This window comes from Pseudomonas sp. ICMP 10191 (genome assembly GCF_001467335.1).
Lineage (GTDB): Bacteria > Pseudomonadota > Gammaproteobacteria > Pseudomonadales > Pseudomonadaceae > Aquipseudomonas > Aquipseudomonas cerasi.
On record NZ_LKGW01000090.1, the window covers coordinates 1 to 20,413 of the forward strand.

At 59.7% G+C, this 20,413-nt stretch carries 17 protein-coding genes; 15 read left to right on the forward strand and 2 right to left on the reverse strand.

The window, feature by feature from the left end; translation table 11 throughout:
- Positions 1–300 precede the first annotated feature (300 nt).
- Entirely contained in the window at positions 301–723 is a 423-nt protein-coding gene (locus tag AO388_RS27255; RefSeq protein ID WP_080396672.1) for an REP-associated tyrosine transposase, read from the reverse strand.
- A gap of 140 nt (positions 724–863) precedes the next feature.
- Between AO388_RS27255 and AO388_RS07790 the strand changes: the two genes are divergently transcribed.
- From AO388_RS07790 to AO388_RS07855, 14 genes are all read left to right on the forward strand, one after another.
- Entirely contained in the window at positions 864–1,325 is a 462-nt protein-coding gene (locus AO388_RS07790) for a copper chaperone PCu(A)C (protein WP_003368869.1), read from the forward strand.
- Between the two features lie 395 nt (positions 1,326–1,720).
- Positions 1,721–5,200: a dermonecrotic toxin domain-containing protein gene (locus AO388_RS07795; protein WP_003431750.1), complete on the forward strand. Its 3,480-nt coding sequence runs from the start codon at positions 1,721–1,723 to the stop codon at positions 5,198–5,200.
- A gap of 255 nt (positions 5,201–5,455) precedes the next feature.
- Positions 5,456–6,721, forward strand: coding sequence for an urea ABC transporter substrate-binding protein (gene urtA, locus AO388_RS07800; RefSeq protein ID WP_058397068.1), 1,266 nt, complete (start codon positions 5,456–5,458; stop codon positions 6,719–6,721).
- A gap of 214 nt (positions 6,722–6,935) precedes the next feature.
- Positions 6,936–8,525, forward strand: a complete 1,590-nt coding sequence (gene urtB, locus AO388_RS07805) for an urea ABC transporter permease subunit UrtB (RefSeq protein WP_058416269.1) — start codon at positions 6,936–6,938, stop codon at positions 8,523–8,525.
- Positions 8,525–9,604, forward strand: coding sequence for an urea ABC transporter permease subunit UrtC (urtC, locus tag AO388_RS07810; RefSeq protein ID WP_058416270.1), 1,080 nt, complete (start codon positions 8,525–8,527; stop codon positions 9,602–9,604). The genes urtB and urtC overlap by 1 nt, the downstream gene beginning before the upstream one ends.
- A complete protein-coding gene (gene urtD, locus AO388_RS07815; protein ID WP_003368877.1) occupies positions 9,601–10,461 on the forward strand; it encodes an urea ABC transporter ATP-binding protein UrtD in 861 nt (286 codons plus the stop codon). Before urtC ends, urtD begins: the two co-directional genes overlap by 4 nt.
- A gap of 101 nt (positions 10,462–10,562) precedes the next feature.
- Positions 10,563–11,261: an urea ABC transporter ATP-binding subunit UrtE gene (gene urtE / locus AO388_RS07820; protein ID WP_003368879.1), complete on the forward strand. Its 699-nt coding sequence runs from the start codon at positions 10,563–10,565 to the stop codon at positions 11,259–11,261.
- A 48-nt stretch (positions 11,262–11,309) separates the two neighbouring features.
- The gene (locus AO388_RS07825; protein WP_058416271.1) at positions 11,310–12,155 is read left to right on the forward strand and encodes an urease accessory protein UreD; all 846 of its coding nucleotides are present in this window, start codon (positions 11,310–11,312) and stop codon (positions 12,153–12,155) included.
- A gap of 302 nt (positions 12,156–12,457) precedes the next feature.
- Positions 12,458–12,760, forward strand: coding sequence for an urease subunit gamma (gene ureA / locus AO388_RS07830; protein WP_003317023.1), 303 nt, complete (start codon positions 12,458–12,460; stop codon positions 12,758–12,760).
- A gap of 10 nt (positions 12,761–12,770) precedes the next feature.
- A complete protein-coding gene (locus tag AO388_RS07835; RefSeq protein WP_003368884.1) occupies positions 12,771–13,313 on the forward strand; it encodes a GNAT family N-acetyltransferase in 543 nt (180 codons plus the stop codon).
- A 10-nt stretch (positions 13,314–13,323) separates the two neighbouring features.
- Positions 13,324–13,857, forward strand: a complete 534-nt coding sequence (locus AO388_RS07840; protein WP_003431756.1) for a GNAT family N-acetyltransferase — start codon at positions 13,324–13,326, stop codon at positions 13,855–13,857.
- The gene (locus tag AO388_RS07845) at positions 13,854–14,162 is read left to right on the forward strand and encodes an urease subunit beta (protein WP_002555403.1); all 309 of its coding nucleotides are present in this window, start codon (positions 13,854–13,856) and stop codon (positions 14,160–14,162) included. Before AO388_RS07840 ends, AO388_RS07845 begins: the two co-directional genes overlap by 4 nt.
- Before the next feature lie 331 nt (positions 14,163–14,493).
- Positions 14,494–16,194, forward strand: a complete 1,701-nt coding sequence (ureC, locus tag AO388_RS07850; protein ID WP_058416272.1) for an urease subunit alpha — start codon at positions 14,494–14,496, stop codon at positions 16,192–16,194.
- 321 nt (positions 16,195–16,515) lie between these two features.
- Positions 16,516–17,646, forward strand: coding sequence for a sensor histidine kinase (locus AO388_RS07855; RefSeq protein ID WP_044310241.1), 1,131 nt, complete (start codon positions 16,516–16,518; stop codon positions 17,644–17,646).
- A gap of 75 nt (positions 17,647–17,721) precedes the next feature.
- On the opposite strand, the gene cbpA is transcribed toward AO388_RS07855, so the two are convergent.
- Positions 17,722–18,666 carry a curved DNA-binding protein gene (cbpA, locus tag AO388_RS07860; RefSeq protein WP_003368891.1) on the reverse strand — a complete coding sequence of 315 codons (945 nt, stop codon included), beginning with the start codon at positions 18,664–18,666 and terminating at the stop codon, positions 17,722–17,724.
- Between the two features lie 327 nt (positions 18,667–18,993).
- Here cbpA and AO388_RS07865 point away from each other — a divergent pair, with 327 nt between their 5' ends.
- Positions 18,994–20,259 carry an Hsp70 family protein gene (locus tag AO388_RS07865; RefSeq protein WP_058416273.1) on the forward strand — a complete coding sequence of 422 codons (1,266 nt, stop codon included), beginning with the start codon at positions 18,994–18,996 and terminating at the stop codon, positions 20,257–20,259.
- The last annotated feature ends 154 nt before the right edge of the window (positions 20,260–20,413 follow it).

A 20,413-nucleotide genomic window follows, 5' to 3' on the forward strand; every position in this document is an offset into this window, starting at 1 on the left:
TACGCCTTCGCGAGCAAGCTCGCTCCCACTAGATCAGTGATGCTGCAGAACACACCTCGGACCCGCGGGAGTGAGCTTGCTCACGAAGAGGTCGGGGCAGCCGCTGGAAATCTGTGATCCGTTAATACGCCTTCGACCCGTGGGAGTGAGCTTGCTCACGAAGAGGCCGGTGCAGCCGCTGAAAATCTGTTGATCTGTTAATACGCCTTCGCGAGCAAGCTCGCTCCCACAGGATCAGCGATGCTGCAGAACACACCTCGGCCCCGTGGGAGTGAGCTTGCTCACGAAGAGGCCGGTTTTTCACAACCAGATTGCGTCCCATAGGGGATAATCGCGCACGCTTTTGACCAGGTTGGCTCGAACCGGATTGGCCACAATATAACGGGCAAAACCCAAAAGGCTTTCTTCAGTGCGGATGCTGACGTCGTGGAATCCGCTTTGCCAAAAAGGTCCACTGCAGCCTCTGGCTCTGTTTATGGCGATCGCGCTTTTCGATTTCACGCGCTGCACAACTCTGGATAATGAATGACTATTCAACTGCAGCAGCCAGTGAATGTGGTCGAGCATTACCACCCAGGCTAATGAATCAGCCAGCAGACGGCCCATGCGCCAATCGGAAAAGACAGGATTTCTCTGGAATGTTTTTGCGGTGACCAAATACATTTGGCCTGCACTGGAGAATCGCCCCAAACGCAAACGATGTGACTGTGCCCTTTCATACATCCCGATCCCCTTATGACTGCATGCCGGGGAACGACTTTACGAAACAGGCTCACTCAGCGGCGCTCAAAGGTTTACCCAGGTGTTTCGGATTTCCATTTAAACTACCTTTCACCCCTTCATCGAATCCTGCGGAGCCCCCCATGCTCAAAAAAGCACTGCTGCTGGCCGCACTGCTGCTGCCAGCCAGCCTCGTCCACGCCCATGAGTACAAGGCAGGGCCGTTGCTGATTGGCCATCCGTGGTCAATGGAGCTACCGCCCAACGCACCGACGGTGGCAGCGTATTTCACTATCGAGAACAAGGGTGACAGCGCCGACCGTTTGATTAGCGTCGACACACCCATCGCCGGGCAGGCGCAGTTGCATGAGCATGTACATGTCGACGGGCTGATGAAGATGCAGCACGTTCAGGCGGTCGACATACCGGCTGGCGCGAAGGTGGCTTTCGCCCCCATGGCCTGGCACGTGATGCTGCTGGACATCAAGGACCGCTCGAAGCTGGTGGTCGGCCAACGCTTCCCGATGACCCTGCATTTTGAAAAGGCGGGGGATGTCGAGGTGCAGGTCGTGGTACAAAAACAGGCTTCGGAACACCAGCACTGAGTAACTCCCAACGAGCAGGGCCGGGAGCTGAATGCCTTCATCGATCCTATCGCGGTGGTATCCCTGACACCCAGGACCGATGCTGGTTGTCCGGGCGCTTGATCGAATAGTGCTTTCGCGCTTTGCCAAAACAGCGACAACAGCTTAGATTGCTCTCTGCGGGGCCTGAAACCATTGAGTGGCGTTGTGATGAATTCCTCCTCATACCCGGTTTCAGGCCCCGTCCTTACCTCAATCTCGCGCGTTTCCGAGACTTCCTACCTATCAGAGAGCCGATGCTGCAGTCCTCTCACTGCGCTGGCCGATACCCGCGTGCCTTTAACCCTGACTATATGAAATGAACCGCCCGGCCAACACATCGAGCGGATCATCCATCACGCAGACGAATCGGCACCATGACCTTACCGCTCACCGCATCAACCCAGGCTCTAAACGCCTCGCTTGCCAGCGATACCTATCCACCCGACTTCAGCAAGACGACCCAAGAACTGGCCCGTACCCTGCTGCATCCCCTCAAACCCGAGCTGGATGTCGAGACGACCTGGCTGACTTACCGTGACAACGAGGTCGGATTCGACCACGGGAGCAACATACACAGGGTTCCACTGATCCCTGGCCTGATCGAATACTTCACCGGCCATTTGCAATGGATCGACAATGATGTAGTCGCTCTCCACCCGCCTCTCGACACGCCTTCTCCAACGCCTGACACACAGCAGCCTGACGTCAAGCCACCTGCCATTCAGCCGCTGGGGCGGGCAGCGACTGTAACGTTCTTCACCCAGGTCAGCGAGCAACTTGAGCAGTGCTACACACGAAATCTTGCAGACTACTGGAGCACTGCGACGCTTGATGGCGAAACCCGGAGCAGCCAGTTTGTCGCAGAGCAGATCGAGTGCCTGACATCCGAATGTGCGGTGCTGATCGCCCTGGGAAAGATGACGACCGGGCACTACAGCCTGCTTTCGGCCACCCTTGGGCCCTGTGCCACAGATGCGACCGCGGGTCTCGCAGACTTGCAGCCGCACAGTGTTTACAGCCTGTCGGCACAAGACGGCGACGGCCCCTCGCTGTCGCTTTACGGTGCGTTTGCCATTGCCCGGCGTCTTCGTGATGCGCCGGTCCAGCCAGACCTGGAAGAGCAGGAAGAGCTGGAAGATGTACTTCTGTTTACGCCCCATGACGGGCTGGAAGCATTTGCCTCATTGCAACAGTTGAACCACGCGCTTGTTCAGCGAGTGACTGAACCCGAGTACCGAGGACGCTTGGGCGACAGCGTCACCGCCGGGGAGGCAAGCCCCACCAAACCCACCCCTGTCCTGCAATGGCAATACACCCTGATGGACGGCAACTTTCTCAGCCTGCTGCTTGCCCGGCAGGTTGTCGCGCAGCAGTCGGTCTTCGCTCAGGCTGTACAGCTGGCCCGCGCTCAGAAGATGGACGCGGTCTGTTTCGAGCAAACGATAGCGAGTTTGCTGAAACCCAGGATTTACTTCGACAACCACTGGCGACTCGACGGATTCGACAGCGATCTGGTGCAAAGCCGAATGCCCGATTGGTGGAAAACCATGACGCTGACGCAGCGTCATGCATGGCATCGCCAGGCAAAGCGGTTTGGCGAATTGGTGGTGAACATGCGCAAAGCCAGCAAGGAGCACTTCGGCCAGGCAGAAAATGACAGCCGCACCTACCCGACGCGCTATATCGACAAGCAACTGGCTCAACTGCTGAACCGGCTATCCATCACGGCAACAGCGCAACAGATCAATATTTCACTGACCTACAGGACGGGCATCGAAGTGCTCGATATTCCCGGCGCGCCTGTATTGCCAGAAATCAACACCGAGAACGTTTCACTCAGGCAACTGGCACATACCCAAGCCCTGCACACCAAGGCCAAGGATGCCGTGCTTCTACGCGCTGTCGACGCCGAAGGCATCTACCTTGCGCACTTGGACAAGCAGGCCGTAACAGAGCTGATTACCACGCTGGAAGATCCCCAATACCTCAGTAATTACCTTGACCTGCACCTGAAAACCTCGGCGTATGCACAGCAGCTCAAGCGGTCAGAAAAAGCCATGTTGCGAGCTCAGATGAAGATGGCGCTGCTGGAGATCGAACAACAGGCTTTTGCACCCACCGGCCGCGAGTGGATCAAGGCTGTGCTGGATTCGCCAGGACTCCAAGGACGTCGAACCATCAACAAGCAAGCCATTGAAGTCCGTTTTTTCAGCGTCAACCAACTCAAGATGACCAACGTGATGCTGATTGCTCCAGCCGGAAAATTCGAGAAGGGGCCACTGGTGCTGTGCACGCTGGATGCTGCCGACGGTGTCGTTTTCCGCTGGTTCAACAGCATGTATCACCTGACCACCAGCTTTCTGGAAGAGGCACCCTTCCAGCAGTATCTGATTCAGCAAATACCGGTTTCCAGGCGTCTTGAGACGCTGCATGCCATGCAGTACGAAAAGGAAGCGAAGCATTGGCGTCCACCCGAAGTATTTACCCAGCTGACGCTGCTACCGATCCCGTCAAGGCTGCTGCGCCCCGTCGTGTTTGTCAGCCAGAGCAAAGACATTTACGAGGAAAATCACGAGACCAAGATCAACCTTCTGATCAACGAAGCCAAACGGCAGATGAGTCTGACCACCGGTACAGGGCAATCGGGTCTGGGCTTCGATCTGATCGCGAGCATTGCGATTCTGTTTCTGCCTGGCGCGATCATGATGCCTGTCGCGCTGGGCGCTGGCCTTTACAAAACCTGGAGCGCTTTTTCGAAAATCGATGAAAACGACCTGGAAGGCGCCGCCGAGGAGTTTCTGAGCGCCCTCAGCTATCTTGCCATTGCCTTGGTCGGCCACTTGGCGCTGGCCTTGAAGCCGGCAGGAAGCGCCGCAAAAATGGTGAGACGTCCGCACCTCGTACGCAGAGTCGGTCGTGATGGTCAGGCGCAGATCGGCTACCTCCTTTCGCACTCAAAGGCGCCGCGTTTCGCAGGCTCGAAACTGATCGCTGCCATGGACCCCAAAAGCTTCGTCGCCATTGAGGTAGAGGGCCAGACCTGCTTCATAAGCCGGCGGGCTAACGTGTTCGGCCACTCGCGCCTTTATCGGGTAAACCCGATGGATGCCACACAACTGGTGCACGGGCAGGAGTTTGCTCTTCGCAGCACGACCGGCGTCTGGAAAATCGTGGGCAAACAGATACCGCGCATGAGTCAATCGGCAATCCGCAGTGCCGAGGCGCGGCTGACCAGCCTGACAACTCTCTGGCCGGCGTCTCTGGAGGAAGCAAGTAGCATCGAACGCCTGAAGTTCGAGACCGACTACCTGACGCTGGCCCATACATCCAACGCAGAAAAATTTTCCGAAATAACCACCTACGTGGAAGGCGGTTCAACGGAGATCAACCCGCTGCTGCGAAGCGGCGTACGCAATGCCACCACGCGCAGGTTTCTGCGTCAGTTCCATAAGCTCAAGGCGTGGGAAGGCACTGCATTTCGCGCCACCTATGTGTCCAGCGACGGGGTGGCATGCCTTGAGCGCGAAGTGGGTGCAGTGTTTACCGACAATGGCGTGCAGTCTGCATCGATGTCGCGAGCCAACGCCTCCAGATGGAGCCAGGACGGGTTCGTGAATCGCAACGCCAATGCCGAAAACCACCCGGTGTTCTTCATCTTTGCACCGGCTGTGCCCAAGAAGAACATGTTCACCGGCTTTCTTGGTGATCACGTGGCCATTGCGCCGGGGACATACGTGCAACTGGGTGCGACCAAGCGGGTCAACGGACAGCTGTTTGCCTGGTTCGATGCGCCCGAACAACTGGTTGATCAGACCTACGATCTCTATACCGGGGAACAGGAACTCTGGGTCTGAAACCCACACGCGGCTGATCCGGGAAGCCGGTCGTTACTGGCCGGCGCTCCTGCAAAGCAGCCTTGCACCATTGCAGAGCCCGGAGCGCACGCGGGACAAGGCCGGGTTCCACCTTGGTGCACATCTTCCCCGAACCGCGACACATTCGTTCCATTTTGCGACGTTTCTGCATTGGCCCAGACCTTGCTAAAGCCTGAAAGAGCAAAAAATGCACCGCCGCCAAACCTCAAAACAATGTACTAAGGGAGCCAGTCAATGAAGCGTCGCAGCCTGATCAAAGCCTTTACCCTGTCCGCATCCATCGCCGCCATGGGGCTGACCTGGACCGTTCAGGCAGCCGAGACCATCAAGGTCGGCATTCTGCATTCGTTGTCCGGCACCATGGCCATCTCCGAGACATCGCTCAAGGACATGGCCTTGATGACCATCGACGAGATCAACGCCAAAGGCGGCGTCAACGGCAAGATGCTGGAGCCGGTCGTCGTCGACCCGGCGTCCAACTGGCCGCTGTTCGCGGAAAAAGGCCGTCAGTTGCTGACCCAGGATAAAGTAGCCGTGGTATTCGGCTGCTGGACATCGGTGTCGCGCAAATCGGTGCTGCCGGTCTTCGAAGAACTCAACGGGCTGCTGTTCTACCCGGTGCAGTACGAAGGCGAAGAGATGTCGCCCAATGTTTTCTACACCGGTGCTGCGCCTAACCAGCAGGCCATCCCTGCCGTCGAATATGTCATGAGTGAAGATGGCGGCTCGGCCAAGCGCTTCTTCCTGCTCGGCACCGACTACGTCTACCCGCGCACCACCAACAAGATTCTGCGCGCCTTCCTGCATTCCAAAGGCGTGAAAGATACCGATATCGAAGAGGTCTACACCCCGTTCGGTCACTCCGATTATCAAACCATCGTGGCCAACATCAAGAAGTTCTCCGCCGGTGGCAAGACGGCCGTTATTTCCACCGTCAACGGCGACTCCAACGTGCCGTTCTACAAGGAACTGGCCAACCAGGGCCTGAACGCTACCGACGTGCCGGTTGTGGCCTTCTCGGTAGGCGAAGAAGAACTGCGCGGCATCGACACCAAGCCACTGGTAGGCCATCTGGCCGCCTGGAACTACTTCCAGTCGGTGGAAAACCCGGTCAACAAGAAGTTCGTGGCTGACTGGAAGGCCTACGCCAAAAAGAAAAACCTGCCAGGCGCTGACAAGGCCGTGACCAACGACCCGATGGAAGCCACGTATGTCGGCATTCACATGTGGGCGCAGGCGGTCGAGAAAGCCAAATCCACCGACGTGGACAAGGTCCGTGAAGCCATGGCCGGACAAACGTTCGCCGCGCCGTCGGGCTTTACTCTGACCATGGACAAGACCAACCATCACTTGCACAAGCCAGTGATGATCGGCGAAATCCAGGACGACGGTCAGTTCAACGTTGTGTGGCAGACCAAAGAGCCGATCCGCGCCCAGCCTTGGAGCCCGTACATCCCTGGCAACGACAAGAAGCCGGACGCCCCGGCGAAGAGCAACTGACCCCCTATCAACACAGCCTGATCGTTCCCACGCTCCAGCGTGGGAACGCAGTTCTGGACGCTCCGCGTCCGATCCTGAGCGCGCGGCTCGGTGCATGGTTGACGCAGAGCGTCACGAAAGGCATTCCCACGCAGAGCGTGAGAAACGAGCAGCGTCAGGGCGAACAGCCACGAATGTCTAGTGGAACGCCATAACAGACCAAGGCCATATTGATATGCCTTCTTATTTCTACCGTTTGATCCTCACCATCAGCCTGCTGCTGCCTTTGGCTGCCCAGGCCGGTGATGCCAGTGACTTTGTCGCAGCCAGTTCTTCGCAACAGGCAGAGCTGCTGGAGGCCTGGGCCGCCAAGCCTGTGCCGGAACGCGTCGAGCTGCTTGAAGCCTTGCGCGATGGCCGTGTAGGTGCTGACAGCAGCAAGCGCGCCTGGATCGAAAACAACGATCAATACGTGGCCGTCGATGCACAGGCTCCTGCCGCCGCCGATGCTCCAACGCCTGACGAACCGCGTAAATTGCGCTTGAACAACCGGCTGCGTGGCCTGGTTGAAACGGCGCTGGCCAGCCATCAGTTGCTGGCAGCCGACACACAACTGCGCATGGCCGCGGCCCTGCAATTGCAAAAAAGCGCGCGCCCTGCACAACTCGAGTTGCTGACCGAACGCGTGGCCAGTGAATCCGACTCAAGCGTCAAAAGCGCGCTGACCCTGGCGCTGGCCAACCTGCAAATGGTCGATTCCAGCCCGACAGTACGTCTGGCTGCCGTGCGGCTGCTGGGCGAAACCGGTGATCCGCTGGCGCGTACCCGTCTTGAATCATTGCTGGCACCCGGCGTGGAAACCGACGCTTCGGTAGGCGTGGCGGCTGAAACCAGCCTGGCGCAGGTCAAGCGCAAGCTGATGATCGGTGAAATCCTCGGTCAGGCGTTCAGCGGCATGTCGCTGGGCTCGATCCTGTTGCTGGCGGCGCTGGGTCTGGCGATCACCTTCGGCCTGCTGGGTGTGATCAACATGGCCCATGGCGAGATGCTGATGCTGGGAGCCTACTCCACCTACGTTGTGCAACTGATGCTGCAGCGCTATGCACCGGGGGCCATCGAGTACTACCCGCTGATCGCGCTGCCAGTGGCGTTCTTTGTCACCGCCGCGATCGGCATGGCTCTGGAACGTACGGTCATTCGTCACCTGTATGGCCGCCCGCTGGAAACGCTGCTTGCAACTTGGGGCATCAGTCTGATGCTGATTCAGGCCGTGCGTCTTGCCTTCGGCGCGCAGAACGTTGAAGTCGCCAACCCGCTATGGCTGTCGGGTGGCATCCAGGTGCTGCCTAATCTGGTGCTGCCTTACAACCGCATCGTGATCATCGCCTTCGCGCTGTTCGTGGTGGTACTGACCTGGCTGCTGCTGAACAAGACCCGCCTGGGCCTGAACGTGCGCGCCGTCACCCAGAACCGCAACATGGCCGCCTGCTGTGGCGTACCGACCGGGTGCATCGACATGATGGCCTTCGGTCTGGGCTCAGGTATCGCTGGTCTGGGGGGTGTTGCCCTGAGCCAGATCGGCAACGTGGGCCCTGATCTTGGGCAAAGCTACATCATCGATTCGTTCCTGGTGGTCGTGCTCGGTGGCGTCGGGCAACTGGCCGGCAGCGTGATGGCGGCCTTCGGGCTGGGCATCGCCAACAAGATTCTAGAACCGCAAATCGGCGCTGTATTGGGCAAGATCCTGATTCTGGCGCTGATCATTCTGTTTATCCAGAAACGTCCGCAAGGCCTCTTCGCACTGAAAGGACGGGTGATCGACTGATGAGCCAGCCATTGATAGTAACTGCCGCGCAAAAAGTCGGGCCAAGAGTCACGCTGACTGCAGGCTGCGTAATACTGGCGGTGCTGCTGGCACTGCCGCTGCTGTCGTTGCTGCCTGCCGATAACGGCTTTCAGGTCTCGGCCTACACCCTGACCCTGGTGGGCAAGATCCTCTGCTACGCCATTGTCGCGCTGGCGCTGGATCTGGTCTGGGGCTACGCCGGGCTACTGTCGCTGGGTCACGGCCTGTTCTTCGCCTTGGGCGGTTATGCCATGGGCATGTATCTGATGCGCGAGGCCGCAGGCGACGGTTTGCCTGCGTTCATGACCTTCCTGTCGTGGACCGAGCTGCCGTGGTACTGGGCAGGTACCGACCATTTCCTCTGGGCGATGTGCCTGGTGGTATTGGCCCCGGGACTGCTGGCTCTGGTATTCGGCTTCTTCGCCTTCCGCTCGCGGATCAAGGGCGTGTACTTTTCGATCATGACCCAGGCGCTGACCTTCGCCGGCATGCTGCTGTTCTTTCGCAACGAGACCGGCTTTGGCGGCAACAACGGCTTCACCAACTTCCGCAGCATTCTGGGCTTCAGCATCAGTTCACAAGGGACCAGAGCCGCGCTGTTTCTGGCCACGGTCGCATTGCTGGTGGCCAGTCTGTACATCGGCTGGCGCCTGGCGCAGAGCAAGTTCGGCCGCGTGCTGACGGCACTGCGCGATGCGGAAAACCGCCTGATGTTCTGCGGTTACGATCCGCGCGGCTTCAAACTGTTCGTCTGGGTCCTGAGCGCTGTGCTGTGCGGTCTGGCTGGGGCCTTGTATGTGCCGCAGGTCGGCATTATCAACCCCAGCGAAATGTCGCCGACCAACTCCATTGAAGCCGCTGTCTGGGTTGCCCTGGGTGGCCGCGGCACGCTGATCGGCCCGCTGCTGGGCGCAGGTCTGGTGAACGGCATGAAGAGCTGGTTCACCATGGCCTTCCCGGAATACTGGCTGTTCTTTCTTGGCGCGCTGTTCATCATCGTCACGCTGTATCTGCCCAAGGGCGTGATCGGCATGCTGAAGAAAAGGAGCGAGCAATGAAAACCACTCCGACCCCGTCTTTCATGCTGGAACCGATCCTGGCGCCAAACTCCGATGCCGGCACCAGCCGCGACGCAGTGGGGCTCGGCAAAAGCGCCGGCAAAGGCCTCAACACTCGCCACGGTACGATCCTGACGCTGGAAGACATCAGCGTCAGCTTCGACGGCTTCAAGGCCCTGAACGATCTGAATCTGTACATCGGCGTAGGCGAACTGCGCTGCATCATCGGCCCCAACGGCGCGGGCAAGACCACGCTGATGGACGTCATCACCGGCAAGACCCGGCCCAGCCACGGCAAGGCATGGTTCGGTGAAACGCTGGACCTGACGCAGATGACCGAAGTGCAGATTGCCCAGGCCGGCATCGGCCGCAAGTTCCAGAAACCCACAGTATTCGAGGCCTTGAGCGTGTTCGAAAACCTTGAGCTGGCGCAGAAGACCGACAAATCGGTGTGGGCCAGTTTGCGTGCGCGGTTGAGCGGCGAACAACAGGACCGGATCGGTGAGGTGCTGGAAACGATCCGCCTGACCAGCTCGATGCAGCGCCCTGCAGGCTTGCTGTCCCACGGCCAGAAGCAGTTTCTGGAGATTGGCATGCTGCTGGTGCAGGACCCGCAATTACTCCTGCTCGACGAGCCGGTGGCGGGCATGACCGATGCCGAAACCGAATTTACCGCCGAGCTGTTCAAGAGCCTCGCCGGCAAGCACTCGCTGATGGTGGTTGAGCACGACATGGGTTTCGTCGGCTCGATTGCCGACCATGTCACCGTGCTGCACCAGGGCAGCGTACTGGCTGAAGGCTCGCTGAACGACGTACAGGCCGATGAACGCGTGATCGAAGTGTATTTGGGACGCTGACGCAACGAACCGATCGTTCCGGCGCGCTGCGCGGGAATACCTGTCCAGACGCCCCGCGTCGCAACACTGCGATTACGCTGCAATAGACGAGAACACCCACCATGCTCCAGGTCGAAAAGCTTCATCAGTATTACGGCGGCAGCCACATTCTTCGCGGTCTGTCGTTCGATGTGAAGGTCGGTGAAGTCACCTGCCTGCTGGGCCGCAACGGCGTGGGCAAGACCACGCTCTTGCGCGTGCTGATGGGCCTGCTGCCATCGAAGGAAGGTTCGGTGCAATGGGAAGGCAAGACCATCACCCAGTTCAAGACGCATCAACGGGTACATGCCGGGATCGCTTACGTACCGCAGGGCCGGGAAATATTCGGTCGGCTGACGGTGGAGGAAAATCTGCTCATGGGCCTGTCCCGTTTTCCGGGCTCCGAGGCCAAGGAAGTGCCGGCCTTCATCTACGAGTTGTTCCCGGTGCTGCTGCAAATGAAGCACCGCCGCGGCGGCGATCTGTCCGGTGGTCAGCAGCAGCAACTGGCCATAGGCCGGGCATTGGCGAGCCGTCCACGCCTGCTGATTCTCGACGAGCCCACCGAAGGTATTCAGCCCTCGGTGATCAAGGAAATCGGCGCCGTCATCAAAAAGCTCGCCGAGCGTGGCGACATGGCGATTCTGCTGGTCGAGCAGTTCTACGACTTCGCCGCGGAGCTGGCCGATCAGTACCTGGTGATGTCGCGGGGCGAGATCGTCCAGCAGGGCCGTGGCGAGAACATGGAGACCGACGGCGTTCGTGGTCTGGTCACTATTTGATGCGCCAATCCGTTATCGTGCAGCATTCGACAAGCCAATGAAGACACCATGAACCTGCCTGCCAACACCGCCCTCTTCACCCCCAGCTGGCACGCCGAGCTGGAATTGGGTTACGGCCGTTTCGATGACAGCACACGCCCGACGCAGCGGCGCCACAAAGGACCGCTGCGGGTGCAAAAGCATCTGTACGCCGAAGGCCCGGAGGTGTGCCAGCACATCATCGTTCATCCACCAGGCGGTATCGCCGGGGGTGACCGGCTGGATATCTCGGCCACCGTGGGGGCCAATGCCTGGGCACAGTTGACCAGCCCCGGCGCGGCCAAATGGTATCGCGCCGCCAGCCCGGCCTTTCAGCAACTGGAACTGCACGTCCAGCCTGGTGCGACGCTGGAATGGCTGCCGCAGGAAACCATCGTCTTCAGCAATGCCCAGGCAGAACTGAGCACTCGGATAGAGCTGCACGGTGATGCGAAGCTGTGTTACTGGGATGTAGTGGCGCTGGGCCGCCCGGCCAGTGGCGAGCGGTTCGAGCACGGGCATTTTCAGTCGCATCTGGATATACGTCGCGACGGCACATTGCTCTGGCATGAGCGACAACGCATTATCGGTGGCGACGGGCTGCTGGACTCGCCCATCGGCCTGGACGGCAGAACGGTGTTCGCCACCCTGCTGATGACCGGCGAAGTAAGCAGCGAGCTGCTCGAGGCCTGCCGTTTGCTGTCGATGCCCAACCCGGTACGCGGCGACCTGACTCAATTGCCCGGTCTGCTGGTCGCTCGCTGTCTGGCAGACGAAGCATTGCACGCGCGGGCCTGGCTGATACAAATCTGGAAATACCTGCGCCCTGCCCTGCTGGGACGCGAGGCGGTAACGCCAAGAATCTGGAACACCTGATTGATGACTGGACGCTCTGCATTCCAGGCTACACCCTCGGCGCTGATGCACTCAGCGTGGTACATAAGTCCTGAAAAGCCCGAAAATCGGGGCTTTTAGCGCTTCTGCCCGCAGGGCGTGGGAGCGAACTTGTTCGCGAAGACCATGTTTTAGGCGCTGCATTTTCGGCGACTACACCGGCCCCTTCGCGAACAAGTTCGCTCCCACGGCCTTCGGCCAGAACCCAAAACAGACTTATACATAACAATGAGGGCTCAAGCCTGGGAACGATCAACCACCGAATTTGAACAAACGGAAGCCCCATGGACCTGACACCACGCGAAAAAGACAAGCTGCTGATCTTCACCGCCGGACTGGTCGCCGAACGGCGTCTGGCACGCGGTGTGAAGCTCAATTACCCGGAAGCTATGGCCTACATCTCTGCGGCACTGCTCGAAGGTGCGCGTGACGGACAGACCGTCGCTGAGCTCATGCACTACGGCACGACCCTGCTGAGCCGCGATCAGGTCATGGAAGGTATCGCGGAAATGATCCCGGAGATTCAGGTGGAAGCCACCTTTCCGGACGGCACCAAACTCGTCACCGTGCATCAGCCGATTGCCTGAAGGAGTGATCATGCAGGACGTGATTCGCGATGCCCTGCCGGACGATCTGCCGGGCATTCTGGAGATCTACAACGACGCAGTGCTCAATACCACGGCTATCTGGAACGAGCAGCCGGTTGATCTGGCCAACCGCCAGGCCTGGTACGCCGCTCGCCAGAGTCAGGGTTATCCGATTCTGGTGGCCACCGACACCGCAGGCGAAGTGCTCGGCTATTCGTCGTTTGGCGACTGGCGGCCGTTCGAAGGCTTTCGCCATACGGTCGAGCATTCGGTTTACGTGCGCGCTGACCAGCGTGGCAAACGCTTGGGCCCGCGTCTGATGGCCGCCTTGATCGAGCGCGCCCGTGCCTGTGACAAGCACATGATGGTCGCGGCGATCGAAAGTGGTAACGCTGCGTCCATCGCCCTGCATGATCGCCTGGGTTTCAAGACCACCGGACAAATGCCTCAGGTCGGCACCAAATTCGGCCGCTGGCTGGACCTGACCTTCATGCAGCTCGACCTGTCGCCCGGTGCTCAGCCACCGGCTTCGCAAGCCCCCTCCGCCCTTTAGAGAGCACGCCATGAATCCAGCACAGCTGCGCCGCGTCACCGCCGAAAGCTTCGCGCATTACCGCCAGGGTCTGGCGCAATTGTTGTTCGATACGGTTCATGATGGCGCGTCGGTCGGTTTCATGGCCGACCTCGACATGGCGCAGGCCTACGGCTGGTGCGACGGGCTCAGAGCCGATGTCGCCGCTGGCTCTCTGCTGCTGTGGGTGGTGGTCGAGAACGAGAACGTCCTGGCCAGTGCGCAACTGTCGCTGTGCCAGAAGCCCAACGGCCTGAACCGCGCCGAAGTACAGAAACTGATGGTGCTGCCTGCGGCGCGCGGGCGTGGCCTGGGCAGGCAATTGATGGAGGCCGTTGAACAGGCGGCCGTGAAACACAAACGTGGGCTGTTGCACCTGGACACCGAAGCAGGCTCGGCGGCTGAAGCCTTCTACAGCGCGCTGGCCTACCACCGTGTCGGTGAGCTGCCGGATTATTGCGCCACACCGGACGGGCGCCTGCATCCCACCGCCATTTATTTCAAAACCTTGGGGCAACCGACATGATCCCTGGTCAATACCAGATCCAGCCCGGCGACATCGAACTCAACGCCGGACGCCGCACCCTCAGCCTGACCGTCGCCAACAGCGGCGACCGGCCGATTCAGGTGGGCTCGCATTTCCACTTTTTCGAAACCAACGACGCACTGACCTTCGACCGCGCCGCCAGCCGGGGCATGCGCCTGAACATTCCGGCCGGCACCGCGGTGCGCTTCGAGCCGGGCCAGTCCCGCGAAGTCGAGCTGGTGGACCTGGCCGGCTTGCGCAAGGTTTACGGGTTTGCCGGTCGGGTGATGGGCGATCTGGATTGAAGGCTTTTTGAATACCATTCCTACGCTCCGCGTTCACCGTTATACACAAGTCTGCTTTTGATTCTGGCCGAAGGCCGTAGGAGCGAACTTGTTCGCGAAGAGGCCGGTACAGCCTCCAGAAACAGGGCGTTCGGACTAACGTCTTCGTGAGCAATGCGGATCGCCGCACCGGTCACACAGGCATCCAATCGGGACGTGTGTATGACGATGGGCACTCGGCACGAGGATCAAAAGCTTTGACGACTAACGACTTGCAGCTCGCCGCTGGTCGCTTTGAAAAACTTACAGTTTGCGGCCTGCAGCTTGCCGCTCTGAATCCGAGGTACGAAAGATGAAGATAAGCCGACAAGCCTACGCAGACATGTTCGGCCCCACCGTCGGCGACAAGGTTCGCCTGGCCGACACCGAGCTGTGGATCGAGGTCGAGAAGGACTTCACCACCTACGGCGAAGAAGTGAAGTTCGGCGGTGGCAAGGTCATTCGTGACGGCATGGGCCAAGGCCAGTTGCTGGCCGCTGACGTAGTCGACACGCTGATCACCAATGCCCTGATCATCGATCACTGGGGCATCGTCAAGGCCGACGTCGGCATCAAGAACGGGCGTATCGCGGCCATTGGCAAGGCGGGCAACCCGGACATCCAGCCGGACGTGACCATCGCGGTCGGCGCCGCCACCGAAGTCATTGCCGGCGAAGGCATGATCCTTACCGCGGGTGGCGTCGACACGCACATCCACTTCATCTGCCCGCAGCAGATCGAAGAGGCGCTGATGAGCGGCGTGACGACCATGATCGGCGGCGGCACCGGCCCGGCCACGGGCACCAATGCCACCACTGTCACGCCCGGCCCGTGGCACATGGCGCGCATGCTCCAGGCCTCGGACTCGTTCCCGATGAACATCGGCTTCACCGGCAAGGGCAACGTCAGCCTGCCCGGCCCGCTGATCGAGCAGGTCAAGGCGGGGGCCATCGGTCTGAAGTTGCACGAGGACTGGGGCACCACACCTGCGGCCATCGACAACTGCCTGAGCGTGGCCGACGAATACGACGTGCAGGTCGCGATCCACACCGACACCCTCAACGAGTCAGGTTTTGTCGAGACCACCCTGGCCGCGTTCAAGAACCGCACGATTCACACCTATCACACCGAAGGTGCCGGTGGCGGTCACGCGCCGGACATCATCAAGGCCTGTGGTTCGCCGAACGTGCTGCCGAGCTCGACCAACCCGACGCGTCCGTTCACCCGCAACACCATCGACGAGCACCTGGACATGCTCATGGTCTGCCATCACCTGGACCCGAGCATCGCCGAAGACGTGGCTTTCGCGGAAAGCCGCATCCGCCGCGAGACCATCGCTGCCGAAGATATCCTTCACGACCTGGGCGCCTTTTCGATGCTCAGTTCCGACAGCCAGGCCATGGGTCGGGTTGGCGAAGTGATCATGCGCACCTGGCAAACCGCCGACAAGATGAAGAAACAGCGTGGCCCACTGCCGCAGGATGGTCCGGGCAACGACAACTTCCGCGCCAAGCGTTACATCGCCAAATACACCATCAACCCGGCGATCACTCATGGCATCAGTCATGAAGTAGGCTCTATCGAAGTTGGCAAGTGGGCCGACCTGGTGCTGTGGCGTCCGGCATTCTTCGGCGTCAAACCGACCCTGATCCTCAAGGGTGGTGCCATCGCCGCCAGCTTGATGGGCGACGCCAACGCTTCGATCCCGACCCCGCAACCGGTTCATTACCGCCCGATGTTCGCCAGCTACGGCAGCTCATTGCACGCCACCAGCCTGACGTTCATCAGCCAGGCAGCGTTCGATGCCGGTGTACCAAAGTCACTGGGCCTGAAGAAGCAGATCGGTGTCGTCAAAGGCTGCCGCACCGTGCAGAAGAAAGACCTGATCCACAACGATTACCTGCCGGACATCGAAGTCGACCCGCAGACCTATCAGGTCAAGGCCGACGGGGTGTTGCTGTGGTGCGAGCCCGCGGATGTGCTGCCGATGGCGCAGCGGTACTTTCTGTTTTGAACCCAAAAAAGGGCCTCCCCTTCGGACGGCCCTTTGATGTTACCGACTTGGCCTGGTATTCGGTTACCTCGGGTAGAAATTTCGACCAGGACCGGCTTCGCCTTGCTGGCTTCAAGAGCTTCCTGTTGAAAGATCGCATCTGTAACCGTAATGACGCTCATGTCATGGCCCTCCGTTCGTATAGTCCCCGGAGAGAACATAGGACGAAGCGAATAGGACGTCTACTGACAGAAATGACAGCAAACGCCCTGTTTGTCGTGTCATGCAAAGGAGGTAATATGCGCCCATTCTTTCGTCACGCATCTCCAAAGGTAACCGGCCATGCGCCTTTCCGAATTCATCGTTATTCATGTGGATCGCATCGTCGATGAATGGGAAGACTTCGCCAGAACCCTGAAACCGGCGGCAGAAACGATGAGCAAAGCCGAGCTGCGGGATCATGCCAGGTCGATCCTGCTCGCCGCTGCGCGGGACATGAATACCGCGCAGAGCAAAAGCGAGGAAATTGCCAAGGCCAGAGGCGAAGAGTTGAACAAGACGCCAAGCCTGGACGAAGCAGCCAGCAGCCATGGCGAGTTGCGTCATGAGGTCGGCTTTGATCTGGTGCAGATGACGTCGGAATTTCGCCATCTGCGCGCCAGCGTCATCCGCCTCTGGGTAGAAAGCCTGGCAGCGCCGCAACTGGCCGATTTTCAGGACGTGATTCGTTTCAACGAAGCCATCGACGAGGCGCTTGCCGAATCCACCGCTGCCTATGCGGAACGGGTCGGCCGCTCACGGGATATATTTCTTGCCATTCTGGGTCACGATCTGCGCGCGCCGCTGCAGGCCGTCAGCATGTCGACGGAATTGCTGGCACGCAAGATAGCGCTGGACGAAAAGACCCAGTCCTATGTTTCGCGTATCCAGACCAGCACCCGCCATATGGGCTCGATGGTCAGCGATCTGCTGGAATTCGTGCGCAGTCGCCTGGGCGCCGGGCTACCGGTTGAACGCAAATACATGGATTTGGCCAGTGCTTGCCGTGAAGCCATCGAGGAAGCCTGCGCCGGGCGACCGGACTCTGTTCCGGTGCTGAACATCGAAGGCAACACCAAGGGTCACTGGGACGCCGGACGGATCAGCCAGATGTTACAGAATCTGATCGGCAACGCCCTGCAGCACGGTGCGGCCAGTCACGAGATAACGGTCAGTGTTACGGGTGCCGAGAAAGCGGTGATATTGGTGGTACACAACGAAGGCAAGCCGATTGCCGAAGATGCTATCGGGACGATCTTCGATCCGCTGGTGCGCAGCACCGAGGAAAACAGCGAAACACGCGGTACATCGACCAGCCTGGGTCTTGGCCTGTTCATCGTCAAGGAAGTGGTCAACGCCCACGGTGGCAGCATCACTGTGACCTCGACCATTGGTGAGGGCACGACCTTCAATGTGGTGCTGCCGAAAAACTGAGCGAGGCTGATTGCCTGCTGATGCGGGTGGCGCATCAGCCCATTCAGAAAAGACAGAATCGCAAGACCGCTATGCTCAACCCTTCCACTGCGCGCGGGGATCGAACGACGAACTGTCTGCCAGTTTCTGCCAGAGCGCCCGGGTAGCCTCGTCGGTGTGCTTGGGCACGACGACTTTCAACTGCGCGTAAAGATCACCGCGTTCGCCACTCTTGTTCATCAAGCCATTACCCTTGATCCGCAGACGCTGACCGTTCTGACTGTCCGGGCGGATGGTCAGGTTGATCCTGCTGGTCAGCGTCGGCACAGCGACCTTGGTACCCAGCACGGCTTCCCAGGGGGCCAGTGGGACGGTGATGACCAGATCATGCCCCTCGACCTCGAACAGCGGGTGCGGGGCCAGGCGAATGATCAGGTACAGGTCGCCATTGGCACCACCGCCCACGCCCGGCGCGCCCTGCCCCTTCAGGCGAATACGCTCGCCATCGACCACGCCCGCGGGAATCTTCACGTTCAGGGTCTTGGTGATATCGCTCATGCGCTGCCCGTTGGGGCTGTGCTGCGGCACCTTGAAGCTGACCTGCTTGGATTCCCCCGACAGGGTCTCTTCGAGGAATACCGCCAGTTCCATCTCCACGTCCTGCCCGGTACGCCCAGGGTTGCGGGTACGCCCGCCCTGCTGTGGCCGGCCACCGAAAATGGAGCTGAAAAACTCCGAGAAGTCTGCCGTTTCCTCGAACCCGCCTGCCCCGGCGCCGGCACGGCTTTGCCAGCCCGGCGGTGTCTGGAACGGGCGGCCCTGACGACCGTATTTGCGCAGCTCGTCATACTCGGCGCGCTTTTCCGGGCTGCTGAGTACCTCGTACGCTTCGGAGGCTTCCTTGAACTTGTCTTCGGCGCCTGCCTCCTTGCTGACGTCCGGGTGATACTTGCGCGCGAGTTTGCGATAGGCGGTCTTGATCGCCTTGTCGTCCGCAGTCGGCTCCACGGCAAGTATCTTGTAGTAGTCTTTGAAATCCATGTAACGATCACCCATCCGAATTATCCGGCAAAGCCAGATACGCTGGCGTCACGCGCCCAGCTCCCTCTGTCACGAGGCATCTGGATTACCTAACGTCGAAAAATATACAGATAGACCAGCTGCCTTTGTCGGCAGGTCGATAGCTCGACAACATAATGTCCGACAACAGGGTCTACCGAGAATCCCTTCAAGATTGGGGGTAACGGGCCTCAGTTCAAGCCTTGGTCGCAAATACAGCCAGGTAAATATAAGCGACGTGTCGCGCTACGCAATTTGCCCGCGCTGGCATAAACTGCGCGGCCGTTTTTTGACTGGAACGTAAAAGACATGAATGACCAATCCCCGGCCCGTGCCTGCGGTATCGATTTCGGCACGTCCAACTCCACTGTCGGCTGGCAACGACCCGGCATGGAATCGTTGATCGCGCTGGAGGACGACAAGATTACCCTGCCTTCGGTGGTGTTCTTCAATATGGAAGAACGCCGCCCGGTGTATGGCCGCCTGGCGCTTCACGAGTATCTGGAGGGCTACGAAGGCCGCCTGATGCGCTCGCTCAAGAGCCTGCTGGGCTCGAAGCTGATCAAGCATGACACCAGCGTGCTGGGCACGGCGATGCCGTTCAAGGATTTGCTGGCACTGTTTATCGGCGAGCTGAAAAAGCGCGCGGAGCAAACGGCTGGCCGCGAATTCGAGCAAGTCGTGCTGGGCCGTCCGGTGCATTTTGTCGATGACGACGCGCAGGCCGATCAGGAAGCCGAAGACACGCTGGCTGAAGTGGCGCGCAAGATCGGCTTCAAGGACGTATCTTTCCAGTTCGAGCCCATCGCTGCGGCCTTCGATTACGAGTCCACCATCCAGGACGAAGAGCTGGTGCTGATTGTCGACATCGGCGGCGGTACGTCAGACTTTTCGCTGGTACGTCTGTCGCCCGAGCGACGCCGGCACGATGATCGCCAGCAAGACATCCTTGCCACCGGTGGCGTACACATCGGCGGGACCGACTTCGACAAGCAGTTGAGCCTGCAAGGCGTGATGCCGCTGTTCGGTTATGGCAGCCGCATGAAAAGCGGTGCGTACATGCCGACCAGCCACCACATGAACCTGGCGACCTGGCATACCATCAACGCGGTGTACTCGCAAAAATCGCAACTGGCCCTGGGCAGTATGCGCTACGACATCGAAGACACCGGTGGCATCGATCGCCTGTTCAAGCTGATCGAACAACGCGCCGGGCACTGGCTGGCCATGGAGGTGGAAGAAACCAAGATCCAGCTGACCCACGCCGACAGCCGCCATCTGCCTATGGATCGCGTGGAAGCCGGACTGAGCGTCGACCTGAGCCGGGTGATGTTCGAAGCAGCGATCGACGCCCAGCTCAAGCGGGTGCGCAACAGCGTGACGAACTTGCTGAACGATGCGGGCGTGAGTGTCGAACAGGTCAGCACGGTGTTCTTCACCGGCGGTTCAAGCGGCATCCCTGCCCTGCGCAACAGCGTCTCTGACATGCTGCCCAACGCGCGCCACGTTGAAGGCAACATCTTCGGCAGCATCGGTAGCGGCCTGGCCATCGAAGCGAAGAAGCGTTACGGCTAGTCATGCGCCTATCGTGGGAATGCCCTTCGTGATGCTCCGCGTCACAGATCGCTGATCTTGTGGGAGCGAGCTTGCTCGCGAAGGCGGATTACCTGACCAATGGGCTTCCAGCGGCTGCACGGGCCTGTTCGTGAGCAAGCTCACTCCTGTAGGG